The sequence below is a fragment of the Nocardia sp. NPDC058705 genome, from assembly GCF_042749305.1.
In the GTDB taxonomy this organism is placed as follows: Bacteria; Actinomycetota; Actinomycetes; order Mycobacteriales; family Mycobacteriaceae; genus Nocardia.
The window spans coordinates 151,511-175,793 of sequence record NZ_JBHYRN010000009.1; the positions used below are offsets into that span (position 1 = coordinate 151,511).

26 protein-coding genes and 1 riboswitch are annotated in these 24,283 nt (G+C 66.5%); of the genes, 19 read left to right on the top strand and 7 right to left on the bottom strand.

All coding sequences use genetic code 11. The features are described from left to right. Window positions 1–11 precede the first annotated feature (11 nt). The 6 genes from ACFW6D_RS14090 to mnhG are packed head-to-tail and all read left to right on the top strand — an operon-like array spanning window position 12 to window position 5,868. Window positions 12–2,798, top strand: a complete 2,787-nt coding sequence (locus ACFW6D_RS14090) for a Na+/H+ antiporter subunit A (protein ID WP_379328098.1) — start codon at window positions 12–14, stop codon at window positions 2,796–2,798. Next, window positions 2,795–3,178 carry a Na(+)/H(+) antiporter subunit C gene (locus tag ACFW6D_RS14095; RefSeq protein WP_379232829.1) on the top strand — a complete coding sequence of 128 codons (384 nt, stop codon included), beginning with the start codon at window positions 2,795–2,797 and terminating at the stop codon, window positions 3,176–3,178. The genes ACFW6D_RS14090 and ACFW6D_RS14095 overlap by 4 nt, the downstream gene beginning before the upstream one ends. Next, a complete protein-coding gene (locus tag ACFW6D_RS14100) occupies window positions 3,175–4,770 on the top strand; it encodes a Na+/H+ antiporter subunit D (RefSeq protein ID WP_379328100.1) in 1,596 nt (531 codons plus the stop codon). Before ACFW6D_RS14095 ends, ACFW6D_RS14100 begins: the two co-directional genes overlap by 4 nt. Beyond that, window positions 4,767–5,312: a Na+/H+ antiporter subunit E gene (locus ACFW6D_RS14105; protein WP_379328102.1), complete on the top strand. Its 546-nt coding sequence runs from the start codon at window positions 4,767–4,769 to the stop codon at window positions 5,310–5,312. The genes ACFW6D_RS14100 and ACFW6D_RS14105 overlap by 4 nt, the downstream gene beginning before the upstream one ends. Then, window positions 5,309–5,569, top strand: a complete 261-nt coding sequence (locus tag ACFW6D_RS14110) for a monovalent cation/H+ antiporter complex subunit F (protein ID WP_379232826.1) — start codon at window positions 5,309–5,311, stop codon at window positions 5,567–5,569. The genes ACFW6D_RS14105 and ACFW6D_RS14110 overlap by 4 nt, the downstream gene beginning before the upstream one ends. Then, window positions 5,566–5,868, top strand: coding sequence for a monovalent cation/H(+) antiporter subunit G (mnhG, locus tag ACFW6D_RS14115; protein WP_379328104.1), 303 nt, complete (start codon window positions 5,566–5,568; stop codon window positions 5,866–5,868). Before ACFW6D_RS14110 ends, mnhG begins: the two co-directional genes overlap by 4 nt. A 44-nt stretch (window positions 5,869–5,912) precedes the next feature. On the opposite strand, the gene ACFW6D_RS14120 is transcribed toward mnhG, so the two are convergent. Then, window positions 5,913–6,440 (bottom strand): TetR/AcrR family transcriptional regulator, encoded by a 528-nt coding sequence (locus ACFW6D_RS14120; RefSeq protein ID WP_379328204.1) that lies wholly within the window; start codon window positions 6,438–6,440, stop codon window positions 5,913–5,915. A 204-nt stretch (window positions 6,441–6,644) separates the two neighbouring features. Here ACFW6D_RS14120 and ACFW6D_RS14125 point away from each other — a divergent pair, with 204 nt between their 5' ends. The 3 genes from ACFW6D_RS14125 (at window position 6,645) to ACFW6D_RS14135 (ending at window position 8,243) form a co-directional block, all read left to right on the top strand. Then, a complete protein-coding gene (locus ACFW6D_RS14125; protein ID WP_379328106.1) occupies window positions 6,645–7,094 on the top strand; it encodes an SRPBCC domain-containing protein in 450 nt (149 codons plus the stop codon). Between the two features lie 94 nt (window positions 7,095–7,188). Further along, a complete protein-coding gene (locus ACFW6D_RS14130) occupies window positions 7,189–7,776 on the top strand; it encodes a hypothetical protein (RefSeq protein WP_379328108.1) in 588 nt (195 codons plus the stop codon). Then, window positions 7,773–8,243: a hypothetical protein gene (locus ACFW6D_RS14135; RefSeq protein ID WP_379328110.1), complete on the top strand. Its 471-nt coding sequence runs from the start codon at window positions 7,773–7,775 to the stop codon at window positions 8,241–8,243. The genes ACFW6D_RS14130 and ACFW6D_RS14135 overlap by 4 nt, the downstream gene beginning before the upstream one ends. A 32-nt stretch (window positions 8,244–8,275) precedes the next feature. Here the strand turns inward: ACFW6D_RS14135 and ACFW6D_RS14140 are convergent, their stop codons facing one another. The 5 genes from ACFW6D_RS14140 to ACFW6D_RS14160 all read right to left on the bottom strand — a co-directional run bounded on the left by ACFW6D_RS14140 (window position 8,276) and on the right by ACFW6D_RS14160 (window position 12,534). Continuing rightward, the gene (locus ACFW6D_RS14140; RefSeq protein WP_379328112.1) at window positions 8,276–9,622 is read right to left on the bottom strand and encodes a DUF5933 domain-containing protein; all 1,347 of its coding nucleotides are present in this window, start codon (window positions 9,620–9,622) and stop codon (window positions 8,276–8,278) included. A 50-nt stretch (window positions 9,623–9,672) separates the two neighbouring features. After that, entirely contained in the window at window positions 9,673–10,815 is a 1,143-nt protein-coding gene (locus ACFW6D_RS14145; protein WP_379328114.1) for a glutamate--cysteine ligase, read from the bottom strand. A gap of 13 nt (window positions 10,816–10,828) precedes the next feature. Continuing rightward, window positions 10,829–11,527 (bottom strand): superoxide dismutase family protein, encoded by a 699-nt coding sequence (locus ACFW6D_RS14150; RefSeq protein ID WP_379328116.1) that lies wholly within the window; start codon window positions 11,525–11,527, stop codon window positions 10,829–10,831. 89 nt (window positions 11,528–11,616) lie between these two features. Further along, window positions 11,617–12,177 (bottom strand): LytR C-terminal domain-containing protein, encoded by a 561-nt coding sequence (locus ACFW6D_RS14155; RefSeq protein WP_379328118.1) that lies wholly within the window; start codon window positions 12,175–12,177, stop codon window positions 11,617–11,619. Between the two features lie 42 nt (window positions 12,178–12,219). Then, window positions 12,220–12,534 carry a DUF3263 domain-containing protein gene (locus ACFW6D_RS14160; protein ID WP_379328120.1) on the bottom strand — a complete coding sequence of 105 codons (315 nt, stop codon included), beginning with the start codon at window positions 12,532–12,534 and terminating at the stop codon, window positions 12,220–12,222. Window positions 12,535–12,705: 171 nt separating this feature from the next. On the opposite strand from ACFW6D_RS14160, the gene ACFW6D_RS14165 reads away from it, so the two are divergent. The 8 genes from ACFW6D_RS14165 (at window position 12,706) to thiC (ending at window position 22,100) form a co-directional block, all read left to right on the top strand. After that, window positions 12,706–13,296 (top strand): peptide deformylase, encoded by a 591-nt coding sequence (locus ACFW6D_RS14165; protein ID WP_379328122.1) that lies wholly within the window; start codon window positions 12,706–12,708, stop codon window positions 13,294–13,296. Window positions 13,297–13,407: 111 nt separating this feature from the next. Further along, window positions 13,408–14,358 (top strand): GNAT family N-acetyltransferase, encoded by a 951-nt coding sequence (locus ACFW6D_RS14170; protein WP_379328124.1) that lies wholly within the window; start codon window positions 13,408–13,410, stop codon window positions 14,356–14,358. A 17-nt stretch (window positions 14,359–14,375) separates the two neighbouring features. Continuing rightward, on the top strand, window positions 14,376–15,185 hold the full coding sequence (locus ACFW6D_RS14175; RefSeq protein ID WP_379328126.1) for an exodeoxyribonuclease III: 810 nt from the start codon (window positions 14,376–14,378) through the stop codon (window positions 15,183–15,185). Window positions 15,186–15,258: 73 nt separating this feature from the next. Further along, window positions 15,259–16,458, top strand: coding sequence for a homogentisate 1,2-dioxygenase (locus tag ACFW6D_RS14180; RefSeq protein ID WP_379328128.1), 1,200 nt, complete (start codon window positions 15,259–15,261; stop codon window positions 16,456–16,458). Between the two features lie 14 nt (window positions 16,459–16,472). Next, on the top strand, window positions 16,473–17,678 hold the full coding sequence (fahA, locus tag ACFW6D_RS14185) for a fumarylacetoacetase (protein ID WP_379328206.1): 1,206 nt from the start codon (window positions 16,473–16,475) through the stop codon (window positions 17,676–17,678). A gap of 45 nt (window positions 17,679–17,723) precedes the next feature. Beyond that, on the top strand, window positions 17,724–17,912 hold the full coding sequence (locus ACFW6D_RS14190; protein ID WP_379328130.1) for a hypothetical protein: 189 nt from the start codon (window positions 17,724–17,726) through the stop codon (window positions 17,910–17,912). 137 nt (window positions 17,913–18,049) lie between these two features. Next, on the top strand, window positions 18,050–20,305 hold the full coding sequence (locus ACFW6D_RS14195; RefSeq protein WP_379328132.1) for an MMPL family transporter: 2,256 nt from the start codon (window positions 18,050–18,052) through the stop codon (window positions 20,303–20,305). A 49-nt stretch (window positions 20,306–20,354) separates the two neighbouring features. Beyond that, window positions 20,355–20,479: riboswitch (TPP riboswitch) on the top strand. Further along, window positions 20,472–22,100, top strand: coding sequence for a phosphomethylpyrimidine synthase ThiC (gene thiC, locus ACFW6D_RS14200; RefSeq protein WP_379328134.1), 1,629 nt, complete (start codon window positions 20,472–20,474; stop codon window positions 22,098–22,100). It overlaps the preceding riboswitch by 8 nt. 36 nt (window positions 22,101–22,136) lie before the next feature. Here thiC and ACFW6D_RS14205 read toward each other — a convergent pair whose 3' ends face one another. Continuing rightward, on the bottom strand, window positions 22,137–22,838 hold the full coding sequence (locus ACFW6D_RS14205) for a hypothetical protein (RefSeq protein WP_379328136.1): 702 nt from the start codon (window positions 22,836–22,838) through the stop codon (window positions 22,137–22,139). A 198-nt stretch (window positions 22,839–23,036) separates the two neighbouring features. Between ACFW6D_RS14205 and ACFW6D_RS14210 the strand changes: the two genes are divergently transcribed. Both ACFW6D_RS14210 and ACFW6D_RS14215 read left to right on the top strand, forming a co-directional pair. After that, window positions 23,037–23,231 carry a hypothetical protein gene (locus ACFW6D_RS14210; protein WP_379328138.1) on the top strand — a complete coding sequence of 65 codons (195 nt, stop codon included), beginning with the start codon at window positions 23,037–23,039 and terminating at the stop codon, window positions 23,229–23,231. 120 nt (window positions 23,232–23,351) lie between these two features. Next, complete coding sequence (locus tag ACFW6D_RS14215; protein ID WP_379328140.1) at window positions 23,352–24,143, top strand: thioesterase family protein; 792 nt, start codon at window positions 23,352–23,354, stop codon at window positions 24,141–24,143. The last annotated feature ends 140 nt before the right edge of the window (window positions 24,144–24,283 follow it).

The window sequence follows — 24,283 nt, forward strand, 5'->3', positions numbered from 1 at the left end:
CGGAGGGGGAGTTGTTAGCCGTACTGCTCGTTCACGCACTGGCCGCCCTCCTGGCCCCGCTGTGTGTACGGGTGCTCGGCCGCAACGCTTTCTACCTGCTGGCACTGGTCCCGCTTGGGAGTCTCGGCTGGGTGTTCGCGCACTGGGGCGACACCGTCAGCACGCATGTGCAATGGGCACCGCAGATCTCGATGGACATCGATCTGCGTTTCGATTCCCTCTCCGCGGTGATGTGCACCTTGGTGCTCGGCGTCGGCGCGTTGATCCTGGCTTACTGCGGCCGCTACTTCGAGCGTGACGAGGCCCGGCTCGGAGTGTTCGCGGCCGAGCTGACCGGGTTCGCCGGTGCCATGTTCGGGCTGGTCATCAGCGACAACATGTTGCTGCTGTTCGTGTTCTGGGAAATCACGACGGTGCTGTCGTTCCTGCTCGTCGGCCACTACGCCGAACGGTCGGTGAGTCGACGCGCCGCGATCCAGGCGCTGTTGGTGACGGGTGCGGGCGGGCTGGCGATGCTGGTCGGGATCGTGATCCTCGGGCTGCGCTACGACAGTTTCCTGCTCTCGGACCTCCTGTCGAGCCCGGTTCCGGCCGGGAGCGCGGTGTCGGTCGGGGTCGGCTTGGTGCTGCTCGGGGCGATCAGCAAATCCGCGATCGTGCCGCTGCACTTCTGGTTGCCCGGCGCGATGGCGGCGCCGACGCCGGTGAGTGCCTACCTGCACGCCGCCGCGATGGTGAAAGCAGGCATCTACCTGGTGGCCCGGCTCTCGCCCGCGCTCGCACAGACACCGCCGTGGCATCTCATGCTGCTGCCGCTTGGCATCATCACGATGCTGCTCGCGGGGTGGCGGGCGATCCAGGTGCACGATCTGAAGCTGGTGCTGGCATTCGGCACCGTCAGCCAGCTGGGTCTGATGATCATGATGATGGGCATCGGCACGCCCGACGCGGCGCTGGCCGGGCTCGCGCTGCTGGTGGCGCACGGGCTGTTCAAGGCGTGTCTGTTCATGGTGGTCGGCATCATCGATCACGGCGCGGGCACCAGGGATCTACGCAGGCTGTCCGGGCTGGGTCGCCGTGCGCCCGCGCTGTGCGCGATCGCGGTGCTGGCGGCGCTCAGCATGGCCGGGTTGCCGCCGCTGCTCGGGTTCGTCGCCAAGGAATCGGCGCTCGGCGCGCTGTGGTCGGCCGAGATCCTGAGTCCGCCGGTGCGGATCGCCCTGCTCGCGGGGGTCGCGGTCGGTTCGGCGTTCACCGTGGCCTACAGCATCCGATTCGTCTGGGGCGCTTTCGGAGTCACCGCCAACCCCGAGCGCGAGGTCACCTGGCACGCTCCGGGCCCGCTGCTGCTCGGACCGCCCGCGATACTCGCGGTGGCGGGGCTGGCAGGCGGTCTCGCCGCGCCCGCCGTCGATCGCTGGTTGAGCCCCTACGCGTCCTCGCTGCCGGGTGTCCTCGATACCCATCTCGCGCTCTGGCACGGCTTCACCGGACCGCTCGGGCTGACGGTGCTGATCGTCGCGGCCGGTATCGCGCTGTTCCTGATCCGCGGCCGGATCGGCGAACCGGCGCATCCGCGTCTCGGCAATGCCGATCGCGGTTACGACGCGGCCCTGCGCGCGATGGACCGATTGTCGTTGCGTATCACCGGAACTGTGCAGTCCGGTTCGCTGCCCGTCAGCCAGGCCACCATCCTCGGCACGCTCATCGTGTTGCCGACAATTCTGCTCGCCGTCGGCACGCGGACGGGAGTGCAACTGCGACTGTGGGATTCACCGTTGCAGGCCGCGATCGGCGCGATCATGATCGCGATGGCGCTGGCCGCCACGGTCTTGCGCAACAGGCTGGCCAGCGTGCTCGTCGTCGGAGTCACGGGTTACGGCTGCGGCGTGATCTTCGCGCTGCACGGCGCACCCGATCTGGCGTTGACCCAATTCCTGGTCGAGACACTGACTTTGGTCGTCTTCGTGCTGGTGCTGCGTGCCTTCCCCGCCGAAATCGCCGAAAGCCAGGGCACCGCATTCAAATTCCGCCGGGCACTGCTGGCCATCGGCGTCGGCATCACCGTTCCCGTGCTCGCCGCGTTCGCCATCGCCGCCAGGCACGGCAACCCGATCTGGCAGACCATCCCCGATGCGGCCTATCGGATCGGCGCGGGCAAGAACGCGGTCAATGTCCTGCTCGTCGACATCCGCGCCTGGGACACCCTCGGCGAGATCTCGGTGCTCGTCGTCGCCGCGACCGGGGTGGCGTCGCTGGTCTTCCGCAACCGCCGCTTCGGTAGCGCACCCCGCGCCGTCGATTCACCGAACTACGACCCCGACAAGGTGAGCTGGCTGCCCGCCGCCCGCCTACTCGATCGCCGCGACCGCTCGATGGTCCTGCAGATCACCACCCGCCTGGTCTTTCCCACCATCATGGTGCTGTCGGTGTACTTCTTCTTCTCCGGCCATAACGCGCCCGGCGGCGGCTTCGCGGGCGGCCTCGTCGCCGGGCTCGCGCTGACCCTGCGCTATCTCGCGGGCGGTCAGTACGAACTGGGCGAAGCACTCCCGGTCGACGCCGGACACCTGCTCGGCGCGGGCCTCACCCTCGCCGCGGGCACCGCGACCGCCTCACTGCTACTCGGCGCACCCCCGCTGTCCTCGGCGATCATCGAGGTGACATTGCCGCTGCTCGGCCACATCAAACTGGTCACCGCCATGTTCTTCGACCTCGGCGTCTACCTGGTGATCGTGGGGTTGGTGCTGGACGTGCTGCGCAGCCTCGGTGCCCGCCTGGACAAGGAACTCCTATGAGTGCCAATCTCGCCCTCCTGATCACCATCGGCGTGCTCACCGCGTGCGGTGTCTATCTGCTGCTCGAGCGGGTGGTGTCGAAGATGTTGCTCGGAATGATCCTGCTCGGCAACGCGGTGAACCTGCTGATCCTCACGATGGGCGGCCCGGATGGGAAACCACCGATCCTCAGCGGCTCCGACACCTCCCCCGACGGCATGGCCGACCCGCTCGCCCAGGCCATGGTGCTCACCGCGATCGTGATCACCATGGGTCTGGCGGCTTTCGTGCTCGCGCTGGCCTATCGCGCCTACATGCTGACCACCACCGAAGACGTGACCAACGACCCCGAGGACGCCCAGGTCGCCGCCCGGCGCGAACGGGAGGATCCCGAACAGTGACCCTGTCCCACGACCTGTTGCCCGCCATCGCCGCACTGCCCGTGCTGGTTCCGCTGCTCGCCGCCGCGGCCACGCTGGTGTTCGGCCGCCGCCCACGACTGCAGGCGATGATCACGCTGACCGCGCTGGCGGTGGTGCTGGTGATCAGCGGATTGCTGCTGTATCTCGCCGACCGCGACGGCACCACCGCCGTGCAGGTGGGCGGCTGGGACACCCCGATCGGCATCACGCTGGTGGTCGACCGGCTCAGTGCCGCCATGCTGCTGGTCTCGGCGTTCGTGCTGCTCGTGGTGTCGATCTACGGTGCGGGACAGAACATTTCCGACGGCGACGAACAGCAGCCGACCTCGATCTACCGCCCCACCTACCTGATCCTGACCGCCGGTGTCTCGACCGCGTTCCTGGCCGGTGACCTGTTCAACCTGTTCGTCGCCTTCGAAGTTCTGCTCGTCGCCTCGTTCGTGCTGCTCACCGTCGGCGCCACCGAGGAACGGATCCGCACCGGTATCGCGTATGTGATGGTGTCGATGGTGTCGTCGCTGATCTTCCTGATCGGCATCGGCCTCACCTACGCGGCAACCGGCACCCTGAATCTCGCCCAACTGGCCGTGCGCCTGGAGGCGACACCCAGCGGCGTGCGCACCGCCTGCTACGCGGTGCTGCTGGTGGCGTTCGGCATCAAGGCGGCGGTGTTCCCGCTGTCGAGCTGGCTGCCCGACTCCTACCCCACCGCGCCCGCGCCGGTCACCGCCGTGTTCGCGGGCCTGCTCACCAAAGTCGGTGTGTACGCGATCATCCGCACCCACACGCTCTGGTTCCCCGACGGCGCCTTCGACAACATCCTGCTGGTGTGCGGGCTGGCGACCATGATCGTCGGCATCCTCGGCGCCATCGCGCAGACCGATATCCGGCGACTGCTGTCGTTCACGCTGGTCAGCCACATCGGCTACATGGTGTTCGGCATCGGCCTGGCCACCACCGCCGGGCTGACCGGCGCGGTGTTCTACGTGGCCCACCACATTCTGGTGCAGACCGGGCTGTTCCTCGCCGTCGGCTTGATCGAACGACAGGCCGGGTCGGTGTCGTTGCGCCGGATCGGCGGACTGGCGACCGCGAGTCCGCTACTCGGCGTGCTGTTCCTGATCCCCGCCTTGAATCTCGGTGGCATTCCACCGTTTTCGGGATTCATCGGCAAGGTAGCGCTACTGGAAGCCGGTGCCGCCGACGGCAGCGTGCTGGCCTGGGTGCTGGTCGGAGGGTCGGTGGTCACCAGCCTGCTCACCCTGTACGCGGTGGCGCGGGTATGGAGCAAAGCGTTCTGGCGACCGCGTGAGGAAGCGCCGGAAGGTCATCTCACCGCGGCGAATCTGCCGACACTGGTGGAGGATTCGACCGACGTGAACTACGAGGACCGCACCGACCCCGGCCGGATGCCCGTGCTGATGGTGCTGGCCACGATCGGCCTGGTCACCGCCGGGCTGGCGCTCACCGTGTTCGCCGGGCCGATCCTCGGTATCGCCGAACGCGCCGCCGCCGACCTCGACGACCCGTCGGTCTACATCGACTCGGTACTAGGACCGGGGCTGCGATGAGCCGAATAGTCAATCGCGACAATGTCCTTCGTTTCGCCGTCCTGCTCTGGCTCACCGCCGTCTGGGTCGCGCTCTGGGGCGAGGTGAGCCTCGCCAATGTGCTCGGCGGCATCGTGGTCGCGCTGATCGTGGTCTTCGCGCTGCCATTGCCGCTGGTGCCGGTGGCCGGGCGTTTCCATCCGCTGTCATTTCTCGAATTGCTCGCTGTCAGCAGCTATTACGCGCTCGAGTCCAGTCTGCAGGTCGCCTGGTTCGCCCTCCGGCCCAGTGGTCCGCCGGTCTCGGGCGTGCTGCGCGTACATCTGGGCATTCAGTCCGATCTGGTACTGGTGATGTGTACCGACATCCTCAACTTGATCCCCGGCACCATGGTCCTCGAACTCGACCGCCCGCGCTGCGTTGTCTACGTCCACGTGCTCGATGTGGGCAGCGACGAGGCTGTCGCGAAGTTCTACCGCACCACCCGACGCCTGGAGCACCTGATGATCAACGCCTTCGAACGACCCAGCGAACGGCGCAGGCCCACGGAGGTGCAACCGTGACCGTCGTCGCCGTCATCGCCGCTGTCCTGCTCACCGCCGCCGCGGTGATCACCAGCTACCGCGTCCTCGCCGGCCCGAGCACCCTCGACCGGGTCGTCGGGATCGACTCGCTGATGGCCATTTCCGCCTCCGGGCTCGCGGTGTGGGCCGCCTACAGCGGCGACACCACGGTGATCCCGGCGATCGTGGCGCTCGCGCTGGTCGGTTTCCTCGGCTCGGCCGCGGTCACCCGGTTCCGGGTCAGGGACGACCGATGACCGCCTGGGAGTGGGTGTCGGCGGTGCTGATCCTGACCGGCTGCGCGCTCGCGTTCACGGCCTCGATCGGCATCGTCCGCTTCCCCGACACCCTCACCCGCATGCACGCGGCCACCAAACCCCAGGTGGTGGGCCTCATGCTGGTCCTCGTCGGCACCGGCATCGACATCCGCCACGACGTCAACGTCTGGATGCTCGTCCTCACCGGCCTGTTCACCATCATCACCGCCCCCGTGGTCGCCCACCTCATCGGCCGCACGGCTTACCGCGAACAACGCCACCGCGACGGGTTGTTCTGACGCCGACCGCTATCCGGATTGAAACTCGCCAGCCCGCAGTTCCGCTAACCACCGCACGCACGTGTACTGACACCGTCGAGCAGAACGGCCGTGATGGTCGCACTGGCCTGCTCGCCACCAAGGCTGATCGCCAAGGTGATTCCCGCTTGCAGAAGGCCCCCGGAAATCGTCAACATCATGTCCGCGGACATGTCGTTTCGGAGCACGCCACTGTCGATGCCTCGCTGAAGCAACGCGCGGATCGGCTCGGTGATTCTTCGCTCGACCTCGGCCGAACTCAGGCACTCGTCACGTTGCCCCCGCAATAGCGCGGCGTACTGGCCACTTCCGATGAACGCTCGGGTGATTCGCGCGATCGCTTCCGCGACCGGGAGGTTGTTCAGGCCCGCTTCTTCGACTCGCGCCCCCAAGTCTTCTAGCGCGGCATCAGCCATCGCGACAAACAAGGCGTCCCGCGTCGGGAAGTACCGATAGATCGTCGCGCGGCCGACGTCCGCAGCCTTCGCGATCTCGGTCATGCTCACAGCGTCGCCACGCTCGGCCAACACCGCGGCCGCACGCTCCATGATCATCGTCGCCACATGGTCACGTAGTGCGGGCCGTCTAGACATAGATGCGAGTCTATCGAGAACCATGATGAGCTGATAGCATCCCATTTCGAGACAGGTTTGTCTCATATAGAGACAATCAAGTCTCACGAACATGGCACCGAGCGCCCGCGCCAGGCAACTGCCTCGGTGGCGATACCAGCGACTCCCGTTCCGAGAGGCGATTCAGTGACGACAGAACTTCGGCCCGACCCCTCGCAAATTGAGCTGGGGAGGTTCTATCCACGGGCGCCCGAAATCGTTTGGCGGGCCCTGACCGAACCTGCTCTACTCGAGCGGTGGCTGATGGCATCGACCGGTTTCACTGCGGAGGTCGGCACTCACTTCCTCCTGTCAGTATCCTCCGATGCGACAGCCGAGATCGCCTGCGAGGTGCTTGCCACCTCCCCGCGCAAGGCGATGACCTGGAGCTGGATGGACCTGCGCTTCGCGCTCCCACCACGCTGGATTGTGGCCTGGGAAGTACACGCCCAGGGACGGGGCACCCGGCTTGTGCTCACTCACAGCGGATTCGATATCAACAACAAACGGCACAAAATGGCACGCAACGCACTGGAGCGCGGATGGCGGCAAGTTCTATCGACGAAGCTCGTCGCCGTACTCGATGACCTGTCGTGACTCGCCGCGGCGGTAACAACGGCAACTGCCACGCACCGTCACCGAAGCAGCCACGATTGGCTATCGTGTCGTGTTTACATGATATCATGTGCACATGACATGGGTTCGCTCGATACTGGCGCCCGTTCTACGCAACGAGACACAAGCGCGCTTGCTGGCAGCCCTTCTCCTGCGCCCTGATCGCGAGGCGAGTATTGCCGAACTCGCCAGGGAGATCGGAGCCGACGCAGGCAATCTGCACAAGGAGGCAGTGCGGATGCTCGAGGCCGGCGTTCTGACCGATCGCAGAGTCGGTCGAGCAAGGCTGCTTCGGCGCGGCGACAGCCCACTGGTGAAACCTCTGACCGATCTACTAGAGCTCGGATACGGTCCGAAACCAGCAATCGAGCACGCATTGGGCCAGGCGCTCGGCATCGAGGCAGCATATATCGGGGGGTCTTGGGCCGCCCGTTATCTCGGCGTCAACGGACCGTTCCCACGCGACATCGATGTGATCATCATCGGCACACCCAACCGCGACGACGTGAGTGAGGCCGTCCTCGCGGCACTCCGCCCGCTCGGACGCGACAGCCAAGTGATCTTCCGGAGCCGGACAGCGTGGGAGGACGCTGACGACGCATTCACTCGCACAGCCAAAGCTAGTCCCCTGGTAGAACTCGATCTACGAGACGAGGCGTCATGAGCTGGCCGACAGGAATCGAAACAATCAGGCAACTGATCTCTACGGGGAACCTCCAGAAGGTGTCGCCATCGTTGGACGCGGCGACAGCTCTGCTCGACGTTGCCATCAAACACCTCGACAGTGCGGCCGTAGTGGCCGAATCAGATCCAGATGGTGCCTACACCCTCGTATACGACGCTGCACGGAAGAGTCTCGTGGCGATACTCCAAGCACAAGGCCTCAGAGCCACGAGCAAGGGCGGGCACTACGCGATCCAGGAAGCAATCGCGGCTCAGTTCACCAAACCGCCCCCGCGTGAGGCATTCCGCTCGTTCGCCAGGATCCGGCGAACCCGCAATCAGGTTGAGTACGACGATATTTCGCTGATTACTACGGCGGATGTCGTGTCTGACGCCGAGTCGGTTCGGGCTATCCACGCGATGGCGAGCCTGCTAGTCCCTGAGATGCCCGTATTCACTGACGGATAACGTCGCGAACAACGCCGCCGCGACGGGTTGTTCTACGTCGCGGGGATGCGTTCGATGGCAGGTTCGGGAGCGGCGGCGAACCAGGTGTGGTGGAAGGCGATGGCTACTGCGGCGAGTAGGCCGATGACGATCGCGCCCGCGGCGACCGGGTATTCGGCCATCGGGACGGCCAGGTAGCGGTAGGAGAGCAGGAGGCCGGCGAAGACCGCGGTGCCGAAGCCGACCAGGCGGAGGCGGAAGGCGCCCCAGCCGCGTTCGGGAGCGCGCAGCGCCGAGTCGACAGTCAGGCACAGGACGGCGCCCGCGATCAGGTCGACGCCGTAGTGGTAGCCGAAGCCGAGCGTCGCGGTAACGGTGGCGGCGAGCCAGAACGCGCCACCCCAGCGCATCCAGATCGGCGCGCGTGAGCCGTCGATATCGCGGCGGGTGTGGATGAACAACGCCAGCGCCCACGCGGTATGCATCGAGGGCATGCAGTTGCGCGGGGTGAATTCGTCGAAGCCCAGTGCGGACGGGTTGGAGTCGATCGGCGGCAGCGCGGCGGGCCAGAAGTTGCCTACCTGGAAACCGTGCCCGTCGGCCCCGAACGCGAACATCGGCCCCACCACCGGGAACAACACATAGAACAGTGGCCCCACCAGCCCGAGCACCAGGAAGGTGCGCACCAGGTAGTGACTCGGCCACTGCCCGGTCGGCACCACCTTGCGCAACTGCCACACCGCCACCGCGATCGCCGCCACCGGCAGTTCGATGTAGACCCAGTGCAACACCGCGTACACCTCGGGCCCGAGCACATCCAGGACCCGTCCGACGACCCACGACGGATCACCGAGGGCGTGATCGGCGAGCAGCACGTATTCGTCGAGCACCGTGGGACGCACCGCAGACGTCAGGTGCAACCACACATCGCCGACCTTGGTGGCCAGCACCAGCAGCGCACCGAGCGCGACGGCCTTCAGCGCGTCAATGCGCTCGCGGCCCTGCCAGCGCACCAGGGCGATCAGGCCGAGTGCGGCCAGCACGATCGTCGGCCCGTTGCCGAACGACAACGGCTTGCCGTCGATGAGCCGCAGCGCCACCCACACCGCGTCGATACCGATCGCGGCGGCCAGTGCGATCATCCGCCTGCGCGTGGAGATCCCGATCAGCGCGAGCAGCAATCCCGCCCACGGCACCGACATCGACTTGGGCGTACCGACGAAGTCGCGAGCCAGGCTGGCCAGCGGGCCGTCGAAGCCCATGATCGACGCCATGACCTGCAGCCCGATGAGCAATGCGAGCACCGCTGCCACCGCTACAACGGCGAGAATCCGTGGTTCGCGCAAGCGGGAACCGAGCGTGGCACCCCCCGCCACAGTGCGTGGTTGTTCGACAAGCATCCAACCATCGTAAACGGCGGGTTAACGCCACCCCGCTGCGCAGCTGAACGCTACTGATCGAGCTCGCGGACCAGCGCGTCGACGACCGCGACCATATCGCCCTGAGTAGCCGCCGCGACCCGGCGTTGCCGCTGGTAGGAGGCGCCGTGGCGGGGAATGTCAGCCACCGCGGCCAGCTCGTCGGCACAGCCGAGACGCTTCGCGGTGGGCTCGAGCCTGGTGAGCAGGTCCATCAGATCGTCGGTGACCAAACGCTCGTTGCTGGCATCGTCGACGATGATGATCGCGTCGAGCCCGTAGCGCGCGGCCCGCCATTTGTTCTCCTGCACGTGCCACGGCGGCAGCGTCGGCAGGGTCTCGCCGTTTTCCAGACGCTGGTCCAGGTCGACGATCAGGCAGTGGATCAGCGCGGCCACCGACGCCAGTTCGGCGCGGCTGGACAGCCCGTCGCACACGCGCACCTCGATGGTGCCCCACTTGGGCGCGGGCCGGATGTCCCAGTGCATACCGCCGAGTTGTTCGAACACACCGGTTTTCATCTGGTCGTGCACGAAACCCTCGAACTGGCGCCAGTTCTCGAACTGGAACGGCAGCCCGGCGGTCGGCAACTGCTGGAACATCAGCGCGCGATTGCTGGCGTAGCCGGTGTCGTCACCGGACCACATCGGCGAGGACGCCGAGAGCGCGAGCAGATGCGGATACGACAGCAGCAGCGAGTTCAGGATCGGAAAGACCTTGTCCCGGTGCGAAACTCCCACATGCACATGCACACCCCAGATGAGCATCTGACGGCCCCACCACTGGGTGCGTTCGATGAGTTCGTCGTAATGCGGTGAGCGCGTGAGCTGTTGGGCCGACCACGCCGCGAACGGGTGAGTGCCCGCGCAGAACATGTCGACACCGAGCGGATCCGCCGCACGCCGCACCGCGTCCATCGTGCCGCGCAGATCTTCCACCGCGGCACCGACCGTGTCGTGCACCCCGGTCACCAATTCGACGGTGTTGCGCAGCAATTCCTTGGTCACCTGCTGCGTGCCGTCGTGCGCGCGCAGGTCACCGACGGCGTCGAACACCGCCGAGGCGGTGTTGGACAGATCGCGCGTCACCTTGTCGACGAGCGCGATCTCCCATTCGATGCCGATGGTCGGCCGGGGCGAACCGCGAAACGGAACCGGCTCGAATGCCCCGGCCATTGGGTGTGTCTCGCTAACCGACGACGCCGCACGCCACCCGGGCGCCCGCATCACCGGTGGTCAGGGTGGTCTCGTCCGGGCCGGTGCCACCCTCACGGGTGTAGCGCGGCGGGATGTTGCCGAAGTTGTCGGCGCCGGCGTGGATGATCAGCGCCTTGCCCTTGACGTTGTCGAGGGTGACCGCGTCGGTCTGGGTGACCAGCTTCGCGGAACCGTCGGCGCCGACCTGCAGCGAGGTGAGGTCACCGCTGGCCGGGTGCGCGGTGGCGGCGCCGACCTGCAGATGTCCACCGGCCGAGGCGAAGTCGCCCTCGCAGGTGCCGTTCTGGTGGAAGTGCAGGCCGTGGAAGCCCGGGGTGAGACCGTGCGCCTCGACGGTGACGACCAGGTGGCCGCCCTCCTGGGCGATGGTCGCGGTGCCCACATCGGCGCCCGCGCCGTTCTTGAGCGTGGTCTTCAGACCGCCCGCTGCCGGGGCGCCGTGATCGTCACCGTGGCCGGGAGCCACAGTGGTGGCGGGTGCGCCGTGCGAACCACCGTGACCGCCGCTTTCGCCGCCGGGAGCCGTCGAGCTGGTCCACACCGGCGGCGTGGTGCCCTTGACGTCACTCGACTCCTGGCTGTTGGTGCAGGCTGCGAGCCCGAGCGCGGCGACCGCGAGCACCGGGGTCACAATGCGCCAGGACGGGCGACGAGTTGTCGACGTGGCCATCAGGAGACTCCTTATCGGACTGGGGCTATACCGCTCAAGATGATGCCACAGCGGCGAGGCGACCTACGGCACCGCGTGCCGCGCCTGGTTCAGCGACCGGTCAGGACGACGACGACGCCGGGCGAGGTATCGCCCGACTTGGGCGCTACCGTCCCACCGACCTGCTCGGCGATCTCGGTGGCCGCGGCCTTGTCGCCCGCGCCGCCGCCGTAGTACACGGTGGTGGTGGTCAGGTTCGCGCCGCTGTAGTTGCCGGTGCTCACATTGGTCCAGCCCGCCGCACCCAGTTCGCTGGCGGTGCGCGCGGCCAGTCCGGCGACGAGGCTGTTGTTCAGCACCTTCACCGGCACAGCCTGATCCGCGGCACCCGCCGCGGGGGCGGTGGTCGTGGGAGCGGCCGTGGTCGTCGGCGCGACGGAAGTCGTGGTCGGGACAGCGGCCGCGCTGGTGGTAGTCGGCGGCTTCGTGGTGGCCGGAGCCTGCGCGACCGCGCTGGAGGTGGTGGTCTCGGTCGGCTCCTCCGACGCCTGGGCATCGGAATTCGACAGCGACATCGCACCCAGACCGGCGAAGACAATGGCCAGCGCGATCAACACCATCGCCAGCGCGCGCAACGGCGGGCCGCCGGGGGTGGGGTTCGGGTTGCTCACCCGCCCAACCCTAGTCGCAACGTGGGGTGTGTGACCGTCATGTCAGACCTGGAAACCGAGTTTGCGCGCGGCACGCGACTTCTGCCTGCTGGCCCGGAGTCTGCGCAACCGCTTGACCAGCATCGGGTCGGCGGCCAGCGCGGCGTCGGAATCGACGATCGCGTTGAGGACCTGGTAGTACCTGGTGGCCGACATGGCAAAGAGTTCGCGGATCGCGTCTTCCTTGGCGCCCGCGTACTTCCACCATTTGCGTTCGAAGTCCAGGATGTCGAGCTCGCGCCGACTCAGACCGGTGCTCTCGTCCGGTTCGCCCGCAGTGGGGCCTTCGGAGATGTGCCGAGCTGCTGCGCCGTCCATCTTGCTCCCTCGCCGAGTATCACGAGATGGGTGAATACCGTCGCCATTCAACCACGGGTTCCCCCGATCCTTCGAGCCATGTCACGGCGTGTTGACTAACGGCCAGTAGAGGTGTCGCGGCCCACAGGGGTCGCCGCTCGCCCGCCGGTGCGTGCGGCGATAATGGCGACCATGGCAATTCTCCCGATCGTGATCGTCGGTGACCCCGTTCTCCACAACCCCACCGCGAAGGTGACGGAGACCCCCGCGGAGCTGGCCGAGCTGATCGCGGACATGTTCGACACACTGGAAGAGTCGAAGGGTGTCGGCCTTGCCGCCAACCAGGTAAGCGTCGGCAAGCGGCTGTTCATCTACGACTGCCCCGATTTCGACGCCGAGGGCAACCAGGTCCGCCGCAAGGGCGTGGTGGTGAACCCGGTACTCGAGACCTCGGCCATCCCCGAGACCATGCCCGATCCCGATGACGACGAGGAAGGCTGCCTGTCGGTGCCCGGCGAGCAGTTCCCGACCGGTCGCGCGGACTGGGCCAGGGTCACCGGCACCGACGAGAACGGCGAGCCGGTCGACATCGAGGGCACCGGCTTCTTCGCGCGCATGCTGCAGCACGAGGTGGGCCACCTCGACGGCTTCCTCTACGTCGACGTGCTGATCGGCCGCAATGCGCGTGCCGCCAAGAAGGCCATCAAGCGAAATGGCTGGGGCACACCGGGTTTGAGCTGGATCCCCGGCACGGTTCCCGACCCCTTCGGTCATGACGACTGAGTCATGGCGGCTGGCGCCGCGGTTCTCGGCCCGGAAGCCTCGATCTTCCCTCCCTCCGGGCACTCCTTCGTCGCACCCTCCACTCAGTCCAGATCAAGGCGGCCGAGAACCATGATCCCACTCGGGCGCCGCGTGGTGATGCGGTACCAGCTGCCCGCGGGTTATCCACAGCCGCTCAGTGACGTGATCGGCGAACTTGTGTCGCTGACGCCACCGTCGGTGCGGACCGCCGAGGGTGAGCTGGTGTCGGTGTCCCCTGATCGCGTCGTCGCACTGAAAGCGTTGGGGCCCAGACCTATTCGAACCAAGGAGATCCGCTCCTTGGAAACCGCGGCGGCGCTGGCCTGGCCCGGCAGCACCCACCTGTGGATCGACGGCTGGCTCGTACGAGCGGGCAACGGCTACACCGGCCGGGCGAATTCGGCTGTGCCGCTGGGCGAATCAGGTGTGCCCGCGGTGTTGTCGATCGACACCATGCGCAAGATCGCGGACTGGTACACGAGTCAGGGGCTGCCGCTGCTGCTGCAACTGCCCGACCGGCTCGCCCCTGTTCCGCCGACCTGGAACACCTGGAGCGAGACCGTCGTCCTCGGTCTCGACATCGCGAATTTCGTTCTGCCGCAGGGCCCGTCGATGGTGCGAATCTCCGATGTGCCCGAGGACGGTTGGCTCCGCACGCACCGCTACCGCGGCGAGATCCCCCTCGACCCGTCCGTGCGCGAACCGGACCGCGCGGTGCTCACCTCGGTCATCGACGGTGTTCTCGGCTTCGCGTCCCTCGGTCTGCCCGAACCACTGTCCATCGGCCGCGGCGCGGTGACCACAGCGCCCGACGGCCGTAGCTGGGTCGGTCTCACCTGCGTGGCCGTGGCAACCGCGCACCGCCGCAACGGACTCGGCGCGCTGCTGTGCGCCGAACTGATCCGCTGGGGTGCCGAGCACGGCGCGACCCACGCCTACGTCCAGGTGGAGGTGGGCAATTCCGCCGCCCTCGCCCTGTACCGCGAGCTGGGCTTCATCGAACACCACGCCTACCGCTACGCAGCACCCCAGAATCACTAGAAGGGACAACCGCACCCGTGCGTCTCGCCACTTGGAACGTCAACTCGATCCGCTCCCGCGTCGATCGGGCGATCGCCTTACTGGACCGCCACGACATCGACGTGCTGGCGTTGCAGGAGACCAAGTGCCGTGACGATCAGTTCCCCTTCGAGCAGTTCGAGGCCGCGGGGTACGAGGTGGCGCATGTGGGGCTCAACCAGTGGAACGGGGTCGCGATCGTGTCGCGGGTCGGGCTCACCGATGCCGAGCTCGCGTTCCCTGATCAGCCCGGTTTCGACAAGGACGCCGGTGATTCGCTGATCGAATCGCCGGTGGTCGAGGCGCGCGCACTCGGTGCGACCTGCGGCGGGGTGCGGGTGTGGAGCCTCTATGTCCCCAACGGCCGCGCGCTCGACGACCCGCACTACACCTACAAACTGAACTGGCTCTCGACCCTGCACGCGAAGGCGGCGGGCTGGCTGGCCGAGGATCCGGCGGCGAAGATCGCGCTGGTCGGTGACTGGAACATCGCCCCCACCGACGACGACGTCTGGGCGCCGGAACTGTTCATCGGCAAGACCCACACCTCCGCACCCGAGCGCGAGGCCTTCCAGTCGATGCTCGACCTCGGTTTCCGCGATGTGATGCGCCCGTTCGCCCCCGGCCCCGGCGTCTACACCTACTGGGATTACACCCAGCTGCGTTTCCCCCGCAAGGAGGGCATGCGCATCGACTTCATCCTCGCCTCCCCCGCGCTGGCCGACGAGATCAAGGACGCCTCGGTGGACCGCGAGGAACGCAAGGGTAAGGGCGCCAGCGATCATGCTCCGGTGATCGCCGAATTCTGACGGAATTTCCGCGCATTCTCGGTTACGTTGGAGGGAGAAGTTTCAGCCTGCAACGCAGCGGGAGGTGCGCTCGATGTTCTACCGCCGAGTTGGTGCGGTGCCGCCCAAGAGGCACACGCAGCATCGCGATGAGCGCGGCAACCTCTATTACGAAGAACTGATGGGCGAAGAGGGGTTCTCCGGAGACTCCTCGCTGCTCTATCACCGCGCCCTGCCACCCGCGATCGTCGATGCGACCGTCTGGGAGCTACCCGACCAGACTCTGACGCCGAATCATCCACTGCACCACCGGCATCTGCGGCTGCCACTGCTGTTTCCCGGCGACACGGCCGTTTCCACAGACCCTGTCACCGGGCGCAGGCTGCTGCTCGCCAATGCCGATGTGCGGATCTCGTACGTGGTCGCCAAGGGTGCGTCTCCGCTGTACCGCAATGCCATCGGCGACGAGTTGGTGTACGTGGAATCCGGTGCGGCCGTGGTGGAAAGCGTGTTCGGGATCCTGCCGGTCCGCCAGGGTGATCAGGTCCTGATGCCGCGCGCCACGACTCATCGCTGGCTGCCGACGGGCGAGGAACCGTTGCGCGCGTACGTGATCGAGGCATCCAGTCACATCACCCCGCCCAAGCGCTATCTCTCGAAATTCGGTCAGCTGCTGGAGAATTCGCCGTACTGCGAGCGAGACATCCACGGGCCGAACGAATTGCTGCTCGTCGACGACACCGACGTGGAGGTGCTGGTGAAGCATCGCGCGGGCAACGAGGTGATCGGCACCAGAATGACGTACGCGACGCATCCGTTCGACGTCGTCGGCTGGGACGGTTGCCTGTACCCGTACACCTTCAACATCGCCGATTTCGAGCCGCTGACCGGCCGGGTCCATCAGCCACCGCCGGTGCATCAGGCCTTCGAGGCCACCAATTTCGTGATCTGCAATTTCGTGCCACGCAAGGTGGACTATCACCCGCTGTCGATTCCGGTGCCGTATTACCACTCGAATGTGGATTCCGACGAGATCATGTTCTATTGCGGCGGAAACTACGAGGCGCGCAAGGGTTCCGGCATCACCCAGGGTTCGGTGTCGGTCCATCCGGGCGGTTACGCGCACGGTCCGCAACCCGGCGCGTATGAACGCAGTATCGGGGCGGAATTCTTCGACGAACTGGCGGTTATGGTGGATACGTTCCGGCCGTTGCAACTCGGCGAAGGTGCGCTGGCCTGCGAGGATCCAGCTTATGCGTGGACCTGGTCGGGTCGCGGGCCGGGACTGCGGTGAGCGGGCGCAGGTCGATGATCAGCGAAGGGGCCGGGTCGTTGCGTGTCGAGGTGCCCGCGGACTCACTCTTCGGGCCGGAGAACATGCCGTACGGCGTTTTCGCACCGCCCGACGGCGAATTCCGGGTCGGCTGCCGATTGGGCGATATGGTGCTCGATCTGGCTGCGCTGCTGGATGATTCGGTGTTCGCTCGCGCCGACATGAATGCGTTTCTCGCGCAGGGTGCCAGCCGCTGGCGTGAGGTTCGCGAAAAGTTGCGCTCGCTCGCCGATACGGCGCTACCGGTCGATGCCATATATCCCGTGTCTTCGGTGCGAATGGCGCTGCCGGTGCGCATCGGCGATTACGTCGACTTCTACGCCAGCATCGACCACGCCACCAACCTCGGCAGGCTGTTTCGCCCGGATAGTGAACCGCTGCTACCGAATTGGCGGCACCTACCGGTGGGGTATCACGGCCGGGCGGGCACAGTCGTCGTGTCGGATACGCCTGTCATCCGACCGCAGGGACAGCGTCAAACAGATTCCGGCGCAACCGATTTCGGCCCGTCCGAACGTTTGGATATCGAGGCCGAATTGGGCTTCGTCGTCGGCACCGGTTCCACGCTCGGCGCACCTGTCACCGTCGACGAATTCACCTCGCATGTTTTCGGCGTCGCACTGGTCAACGACTGGTCGGCTCGCGATATCCAAGCCTGGGAGTACCAGCCACTCGGGCCGTTCCTCGGCAAGTCGTTCGCCACGTCGATGTCGGCCTGGATCACCCCGCTCGCAGCACTGACCGAAGCCCGGGTGCCGCTGCCGACGCAGAACCCCGAACCTCTCCCCTACCTGCGCGGCAGCGATAATTTCGGCCTCGACATAGACCTGGCTGTCGCCTGGAACGGCGAGGTCGTCTCCCACCCGCCCTACGCACGCATGTACTGGTCTCCCGCGCAGATGCTGGCCCACCTCACTGCCAACGGCGCCTCGATCCGCCCCGGCGACCTCTACGCCTCCGGCACCATCTCCGGCCCCGAACCGACCCAGCGCGGCTCGTTCATCGAACTGTCCTGGGGTGGAAAAGAACCCATCATGGTCGGAAGCGAGTCACGCACCTTCCTGGCCGACGGCGACGAGGTCACGATCACCGCCACCGCACCCGGCTCGACGGGAAGGCCGATCGGCCTCGGCGCGGTGAGCGGACGAATCCTGGCCGCGCACAACACTTCCCGCCCCTAGAACCTCGGTCTGCCGGAACCACCGCCGCGTCATTACCTTGAGTACATGAAATCTCTCCTCGCCACCGCCGCAGGTTTCGCCGTCGTCGGCCTCGTCCAGCTTCCGTTGGCAGCGCCTGCCGCCGCGGAGTGCGGGCCGATTCCGACCACCTGCTCCACCGGCTCGACCGAACAGGTCCCCTACCTTTTCAACCTGCTGCGGGCCGCCCTGTTCAACGGGTCGTCTACGGGATAATCAGCGCTCTCGCGTCCACCCAGGGGCGGAGATGGTACTCGATCCAACTCCGCCCCGAGGCGGTATCGGGCAGATTCGGGCGCGGGATACGGTGACGGTTCGAAGGTTCCGAGCAGTCACAATTAAGAGGCCCGACGATGTTGACGAAAATCGCCCGCACCGCCGTCGCCCGACCACGCTGGGTGGTCGCGGTCGCACTGTTGCTGATGATTCTGTGCGGCGCGATCGGCGCCACGGTGCACTCGCACATGAAATCGGGCGGATTCGTCACCGACGATCTCGATTCGGTGCAGGCCAGCCAGTATCTGAACGACCACTTCCCCGGCAGCGAACCCAACTTCGTGCTGACGATCTCCGCCGAGGGCGTGGCCGACTCCGCCGAGGCCCGCGCGGCCGCCGACCACGCGATCGCCGTCCTCGACGCGAATCCCGAGGTCAGCGGCGTGCAGTCCTACTGGACCGCGCGCCCCGACCTCAAACAGGCGATGCTCAGCAAGGACCGCAAGCACGCGCTGATCCTGGCCAGCATCGCGGGCGACGACGCCGAACTGCCCGATCGGGCGGCGAAGCTGAGCGAACAACTGCAGGTAGAGAACGGTCCGGTCACGGTCAAGGCCGGTGGGCTCGCCGCCACCTTCGCCGATATCAACACCCAGATCAGCAAGGATCTGATCATCGCCGAGGCGATCGCGATCCCGATCACCGGTCTGCTGCTGGCGCTGGTGTTCGGCAGTCTGATGGCCGCCGCGCTGCCGGTGGCGATCGGGCTGTTCGCCATCGCGGCGTCACTGGGCATTCTGCGCGTGCTGACCGCCCTCACCGATGTGTCGATCTTCGCGCTGAACATGACCACCGCCCTCGGACTGGCGTTGGCGATCGACTACAGCCTGTTCATCGTGAGCCGGTATCGCGAGGAGTTGACCGCGGGCGCGACCCCGACGGCAGCGGTGACCCGCGCGATCCAGACCGCCGGTCGTACGGTGGTGTACTCGGCTCTTGTTGTCGCGCTCTCACTTTCGGCGCTGCTGGTATTCCCGCAGTACTTCTTCAAGTCGTTCGCCTACGCGGGCATCGCCGTGGTCGCCGCCGCTGCGGCCGCTGCGGTGATCGTGCTGCCGGCGCTGCTCATCCTGGTCGGTCACCGCATCGACGCGGGCGATCTGCGCGCACCGATGCGCCGCCTGTTCCGGCTGGCTCCGCGCGCGGAAAAGGCACCGCGCCAGACGTTTTGGTACGGCCTCGTCATCGCGGTGATGAAGCGTCCGATGTCGATCGCGTTGGCCGCCACCGCGTTCCTGCTACTGCTCGGCTCGCCGTTCCTGGGTGTGCAGTTCGGTTATCCCGACGACCGGTCGCTGCCCACCGATGTCGCCAGTCGCGAAGTTGGCGACATCCTGCGCACCGAATTCGATGCCGACCTCGCCTCGAGCGCCACCATCGCCCTGCCCGAATTCCGTGGCAGTGCAGCCGAACTCGACGCTTACGCCCGGGAACTGTCCAAGGTTCCCGATGTGCCTGCCGTCCTCAGCAGTGCGGCGGTGTATCGCAACGGGCTGCGAGTGGCCGCGGGCGTGCCCGAGATGTCGGACCCGCAGCACGGCGCCTACCTCTCGGTCGCCACTTCACTCGACCCCTACTCCGACGCAGGCGGCGCTCAACTCGACACCCTGCGCACCGTCGCCGCACCATCGAAGGCCCTGATCACCGGCCCGGCCGCGCTCAACCAGGACTCGGTCAACGCGATCACCGGCAAGCTGCCCCTGGCAGGCGCCCTGATCGCACTCACCACCCTGGTGCTGCTGTTCCTGTTCACCGGCAGCGTGGTGCTCCCGATCAAGGCCCTGATCCTCAACATCCTGTCGCTGGCGGCGACCTTCGGCGCGATGGTGTGGATCTTCCAGGAGGGTCACCTGTCGGAGCTGCTCGGCTTCACCGCCACCGGCACCCTCAACCTGGCCATGCCCATCCTCATGTTCAGCCTCGCGTTCGGCGCGTCCATGGACTACGAGGTCTTCCTGCTCTCGCGCATTCGCGAGGAATGGCTGGCCGGGCCGAAGACCACCGAGGGCAATACCGAGGCCGTCGCGATGGGCGTGGCCCGCACCGGCCGCATCTTCACCGCCGCCGCCCTACTGATGAGCATCGTGTTCCTCGGCGTCGCCACCTCCGGCGTGTCGATGATGAAACTGTTCGGCCTCGGCTGCGCCCTCGCGGTGATCAGCGACGCGACCGTCATCCGCGGCCTGCTCGCCCCGGCCCTCATGCGAATGATGGGCACCTGGAACTGGTGGTCCCCGAAGCCACTGGTGGTGCTGCACAACAAGTTCGGGCTCGATGAAGCCGAGGACGTCACCCACGACGCGCCGAAGCGGCTCGACTCAGCGTCTGTCTAGGCCGTCCCCGGGCGGGTCGTCATCTGCGGCGGGTATCGTCGGCCAGGCAATTCACACCAACGGGGGCTCGCACCAGCGGGCTGAGAGGATGGCTAGCCCAATCGGGCGTCAGGGCCGTCGACCGTATGAACCTGACCGGGTAATGCCGGCGTAGGGAGGAAGAATCATGGGCTCTAACACGCCTGTCGACACCGTCACCACTGGCCCGATCCAGGGCAGCGTCAAGCACTATCAGGAGGTAGACGGCCTGCGCATCCCAGTTCGCCGGATCAACCTCACCAACGGCGAACACTTCGATGTCTTCGACACCTCCGGTCCGTACACCGACGACAACGCGGTGATCGACCTCGAAGCCGGGCTGCCGAAACTGCGCGACGACTGGGAAAAGCCCACCGTCGACGGCCCGCCCACCCAGCTGCACTGGGCTCGCCAGGGCATCATCACCCCTGAGATGCGGTTCATCGCCGCTCGCGAGGGTGTCTCGCCCGAACTGGTGCGTGACGAGGTCGCGCTCGGTCGCGCGGTGATCCCCGCCAACCACAACCACCCGGAGCTGGAGCCGACCATCATCGGCAAGAAGTTCCTGGTCAAGATCAACGCCAATATCGGCAACTCGGCGGTGTCGTCGTCGATCGCCGAAGAGGTCGAGAAGATGGTGTGGGCCGCGCGCTGGGGCGCCGACACCATCATGGACTTGTCCACCGGCAAGAACATCCACGAGACCCGCGAGTGGATCCTGCGCAACTCCCCGGTCCCGATCGGCACCGTCCCGATCTATCAGGCGCTGGAGAAGGTGAACGGTGATCCCACCAAGCTCACCTGGGAGATGTACCGCGACACCGTGATCGAGCAGTGCGAGCAGGGTGTCGACTACATGACCGTGCACGCGGGGGTGCTGCTGCGCTACATCCCGCTCACCGCCAAGCGCGTCACCGGCATCGTCTCGCGCGGCGGATCCATCATGGCCGCTTGGTGTTTGGCACATCACCAGGAATCGTTCCTGTACACACACTTCCGGGAACTGTGCGAGATCCTGGCCAAGTACGACGTCACCTTCTCACTCGGTGACGGCCTTCGCCCCGGCTCCATCGCCGACGCCAACGACGAGGCCCAGTTCGCCGAACTCCGGACCCTCGGCGAGCTCACCAAGATCGCGAAATCCTATGGCGTGCAGGTGATGATCGAAGGCCCCGGCCACGTGCCGATGCACAAGATCGTCGAGAACGTGCGCCTCGAGGAAGAGCTGTGCGAAGAGGCGCCGTTCTACACCCTCGGCCCGCTGGCCACCGATATCGCACCCGCCTACGACCACATCACCTCGGCCATCGGTGCCGCGATCATCGCCCAGGCGGGCACCGCGATGCTCTGCTACGTCACCCCCAAGGAGCACCTCGGCCTGCCCAACCGCGACGACGTCAAGGTCGGCGTGATCACCTACAAGATCGCCGCCCACGCCGCCGACCTCGCCAAGGGCCATCCCCACGCCCAGGACCGCGACAACGAATTGTCCAAGGCCCGTTTCGAATTCCGCTGGCACGACCAGTTCGCCCTCTCGCTCGACCCCGACACCGCCCGCGAATACCACGACGAAACCATGCCCGCCGAGCCCGCCAAGACCGCCCACTTCTGCTCGATGTGCGGTCCGAAGTTCTGCTCGATGCGCATCTCCGCGGACGTGCGCGAGTACGCCGAAAAACAGGGCCTCACCGACGTAGCCGCCATCGAGGCGGGCATGGCCGAGAAGTCCGCCGAGTTCGCCGACCAGGGCAACAAAGTCTACCTCCCGGTCGTCTGATCCGCTGCCCGCCCGGTGACAACCGGGCGGGCACCCTCACCAGTCATCGAGAAATGACAGGTACAGCAAGACATAACCGTCGTCGCGAACCGAGACGGACGCCGATGTCTCATGCCGGTCGAACAGCCAGCCACCCATCGGGCATTCACCCCACCAGTAGCCACGGGTAGCCCGAAACTCGAACGCGCACTTACGGGTATCGGTCAGGTGCTGACGGAGGTCGGCGGAGATCTCCTCGGCCGTCGCCCCGTTTGCACCGATGACGAAGCTTCGATCGCAGCCGCTGTTCGACGACCTGCCTACACACCCTTCGTCGGCACTCTCCCGAACAACCAACCCATCGGGCAACGGCTGGATCGCGTCCTCCCCCGGCACCCACGAATATCGCCCCATCTGGATGACCAGCGGCGCGGACAACCCGACGAGGCCACCCACGAGCAGGCAGACCACGAAAGCCGCTACATAGCCGATCCGCCTGCGAGCCTTGACCATTCGCGACTCCTCCGCCGCGAATACCGGCCCCTCCAGAAACGGCGCGACAACCAAGATCGCGATCGTGAGCACGATGAGCGCGACAATCCCGGTGAGCTGCCCTTCGGGAAACACCCACCTCGAGAACAGCGCATACTCCCCGAACCCGATCACCGCGAGCACCATCACCCCGATAACCCGCCACCGAGTACTAGCCGCGATCAACGCCCACAACACCATCGGTGTCACCAAAAGAATCCACCCCACGCGGGCGACAGTAACCGGTCATTCCGATCCGCAGCGCCACTACCGCTGGTGCCCAATCGAGCGCGGCGATCAGGCTGGCCCCACTGTGCTCGTCCGCCGGAGTCGGGCCCTGAATCTCGGGGCTTTCGCTCGCCCTGGAGATCGGTAGCGTAGGTAATTGTGTCGAGCTACCGGCACGCCGAGCACTGGAGTGATTTGATGAAGCGCATCGTCGCCGGGGCCCTCGTGGCCGCCGCCCTGTCCGTCGCCGCCCCGATCGGCACCGCCCAGGCCGCGTCGCTGCCGGTCGCCGACTCCGGCTCGTCCTCCATCGGCTGCACTTCGGATACCAGCCCGTGCGCCCTCCGCCCGCTGTTCGACCTGTTCACAGCCCTCTACACCGGCAGCGCATAGGCCTGAATACCGCGCGCGACCTGGTGGGGTGGGTCGCGCCCGCCGATCGGCGGATTCGCTCATCACTGCCCCGCGCGCAGCGGCTACCTCGGATCGCGGGGCGGGGGTAACGTCAGCCGGGTGCCCGATGCCTTCTACCGCCGAGACCCCGAGGACCCGAACCGGTTCCTCTCGACCGAGCTGACCCGGGGCCCTTGGTCACCGGACGCCCAGCATGCCGGACCGCCGTCGGCGCTGCTCGGGCATGTGATCGAGCGGTGTGAGCCGCGGCCGGGGTTCCAGGTCGGGCGGGTCGCGGTGGAGATTCTCGGGCCCGTTCCGTTGGCGCCGTTGACCGCCCAGGCGAAGGTGGTGCGGGCGGGGCGCAGTGTCGAGTTGATCGAGGCGACGCTGTCGTCCGAGCGTGGGCCGGTGATGCAGGCGAAGGCGTGGCGGATCAAGCTGGCCGAGCCCGCGCTCGACCTGCCCGAGGAATTCCTGCCCACCGGCACCCGACCGTTCCCCGATGCCGCAGAACCGTCGCCGTTCCCGACCGACCACGAAATCGGTTTCCACACCGGCATCGAATACCGTTTCACCACCGGCTCTTTCGACGAGCCCGGCCCGGCAGTCTGCTGGATTCGCCTGAAGTATCCGATCGTCGCGGGCACCACCCCGAGCCCACTCGAGCGCGTACTCGCGGCCGCCGATTCGGGCAATGGCGTGAGTGCCGTCCTGGACTGGTCGAAGTACCTGTTCATCAACACCGACCTCACCGTCACCCTGCACCGCCAACCGGTCGGCGAATGGGTCTGCCTCGACGCGATCACCCACCCCCAACCCCACGGCATCGGCCTCGCCGAATCCGCACTCTTCGACGAGACCGGGCCACTGGGCCGCAGCACCCAAACACTGCTGCTGGCACCGCGTTAGGCCTCACATACGGACCGGGGCAAGGCCTCGAATGCACCCTTGTCCGCAGGCCCGGTCTCACAGCCATCTCGTAGTCGGTCGCATCGCACTCGGCGCCGATCCGCGGTACCGGCCAGGGGTCGCTCGGTCGGCGGAGCACG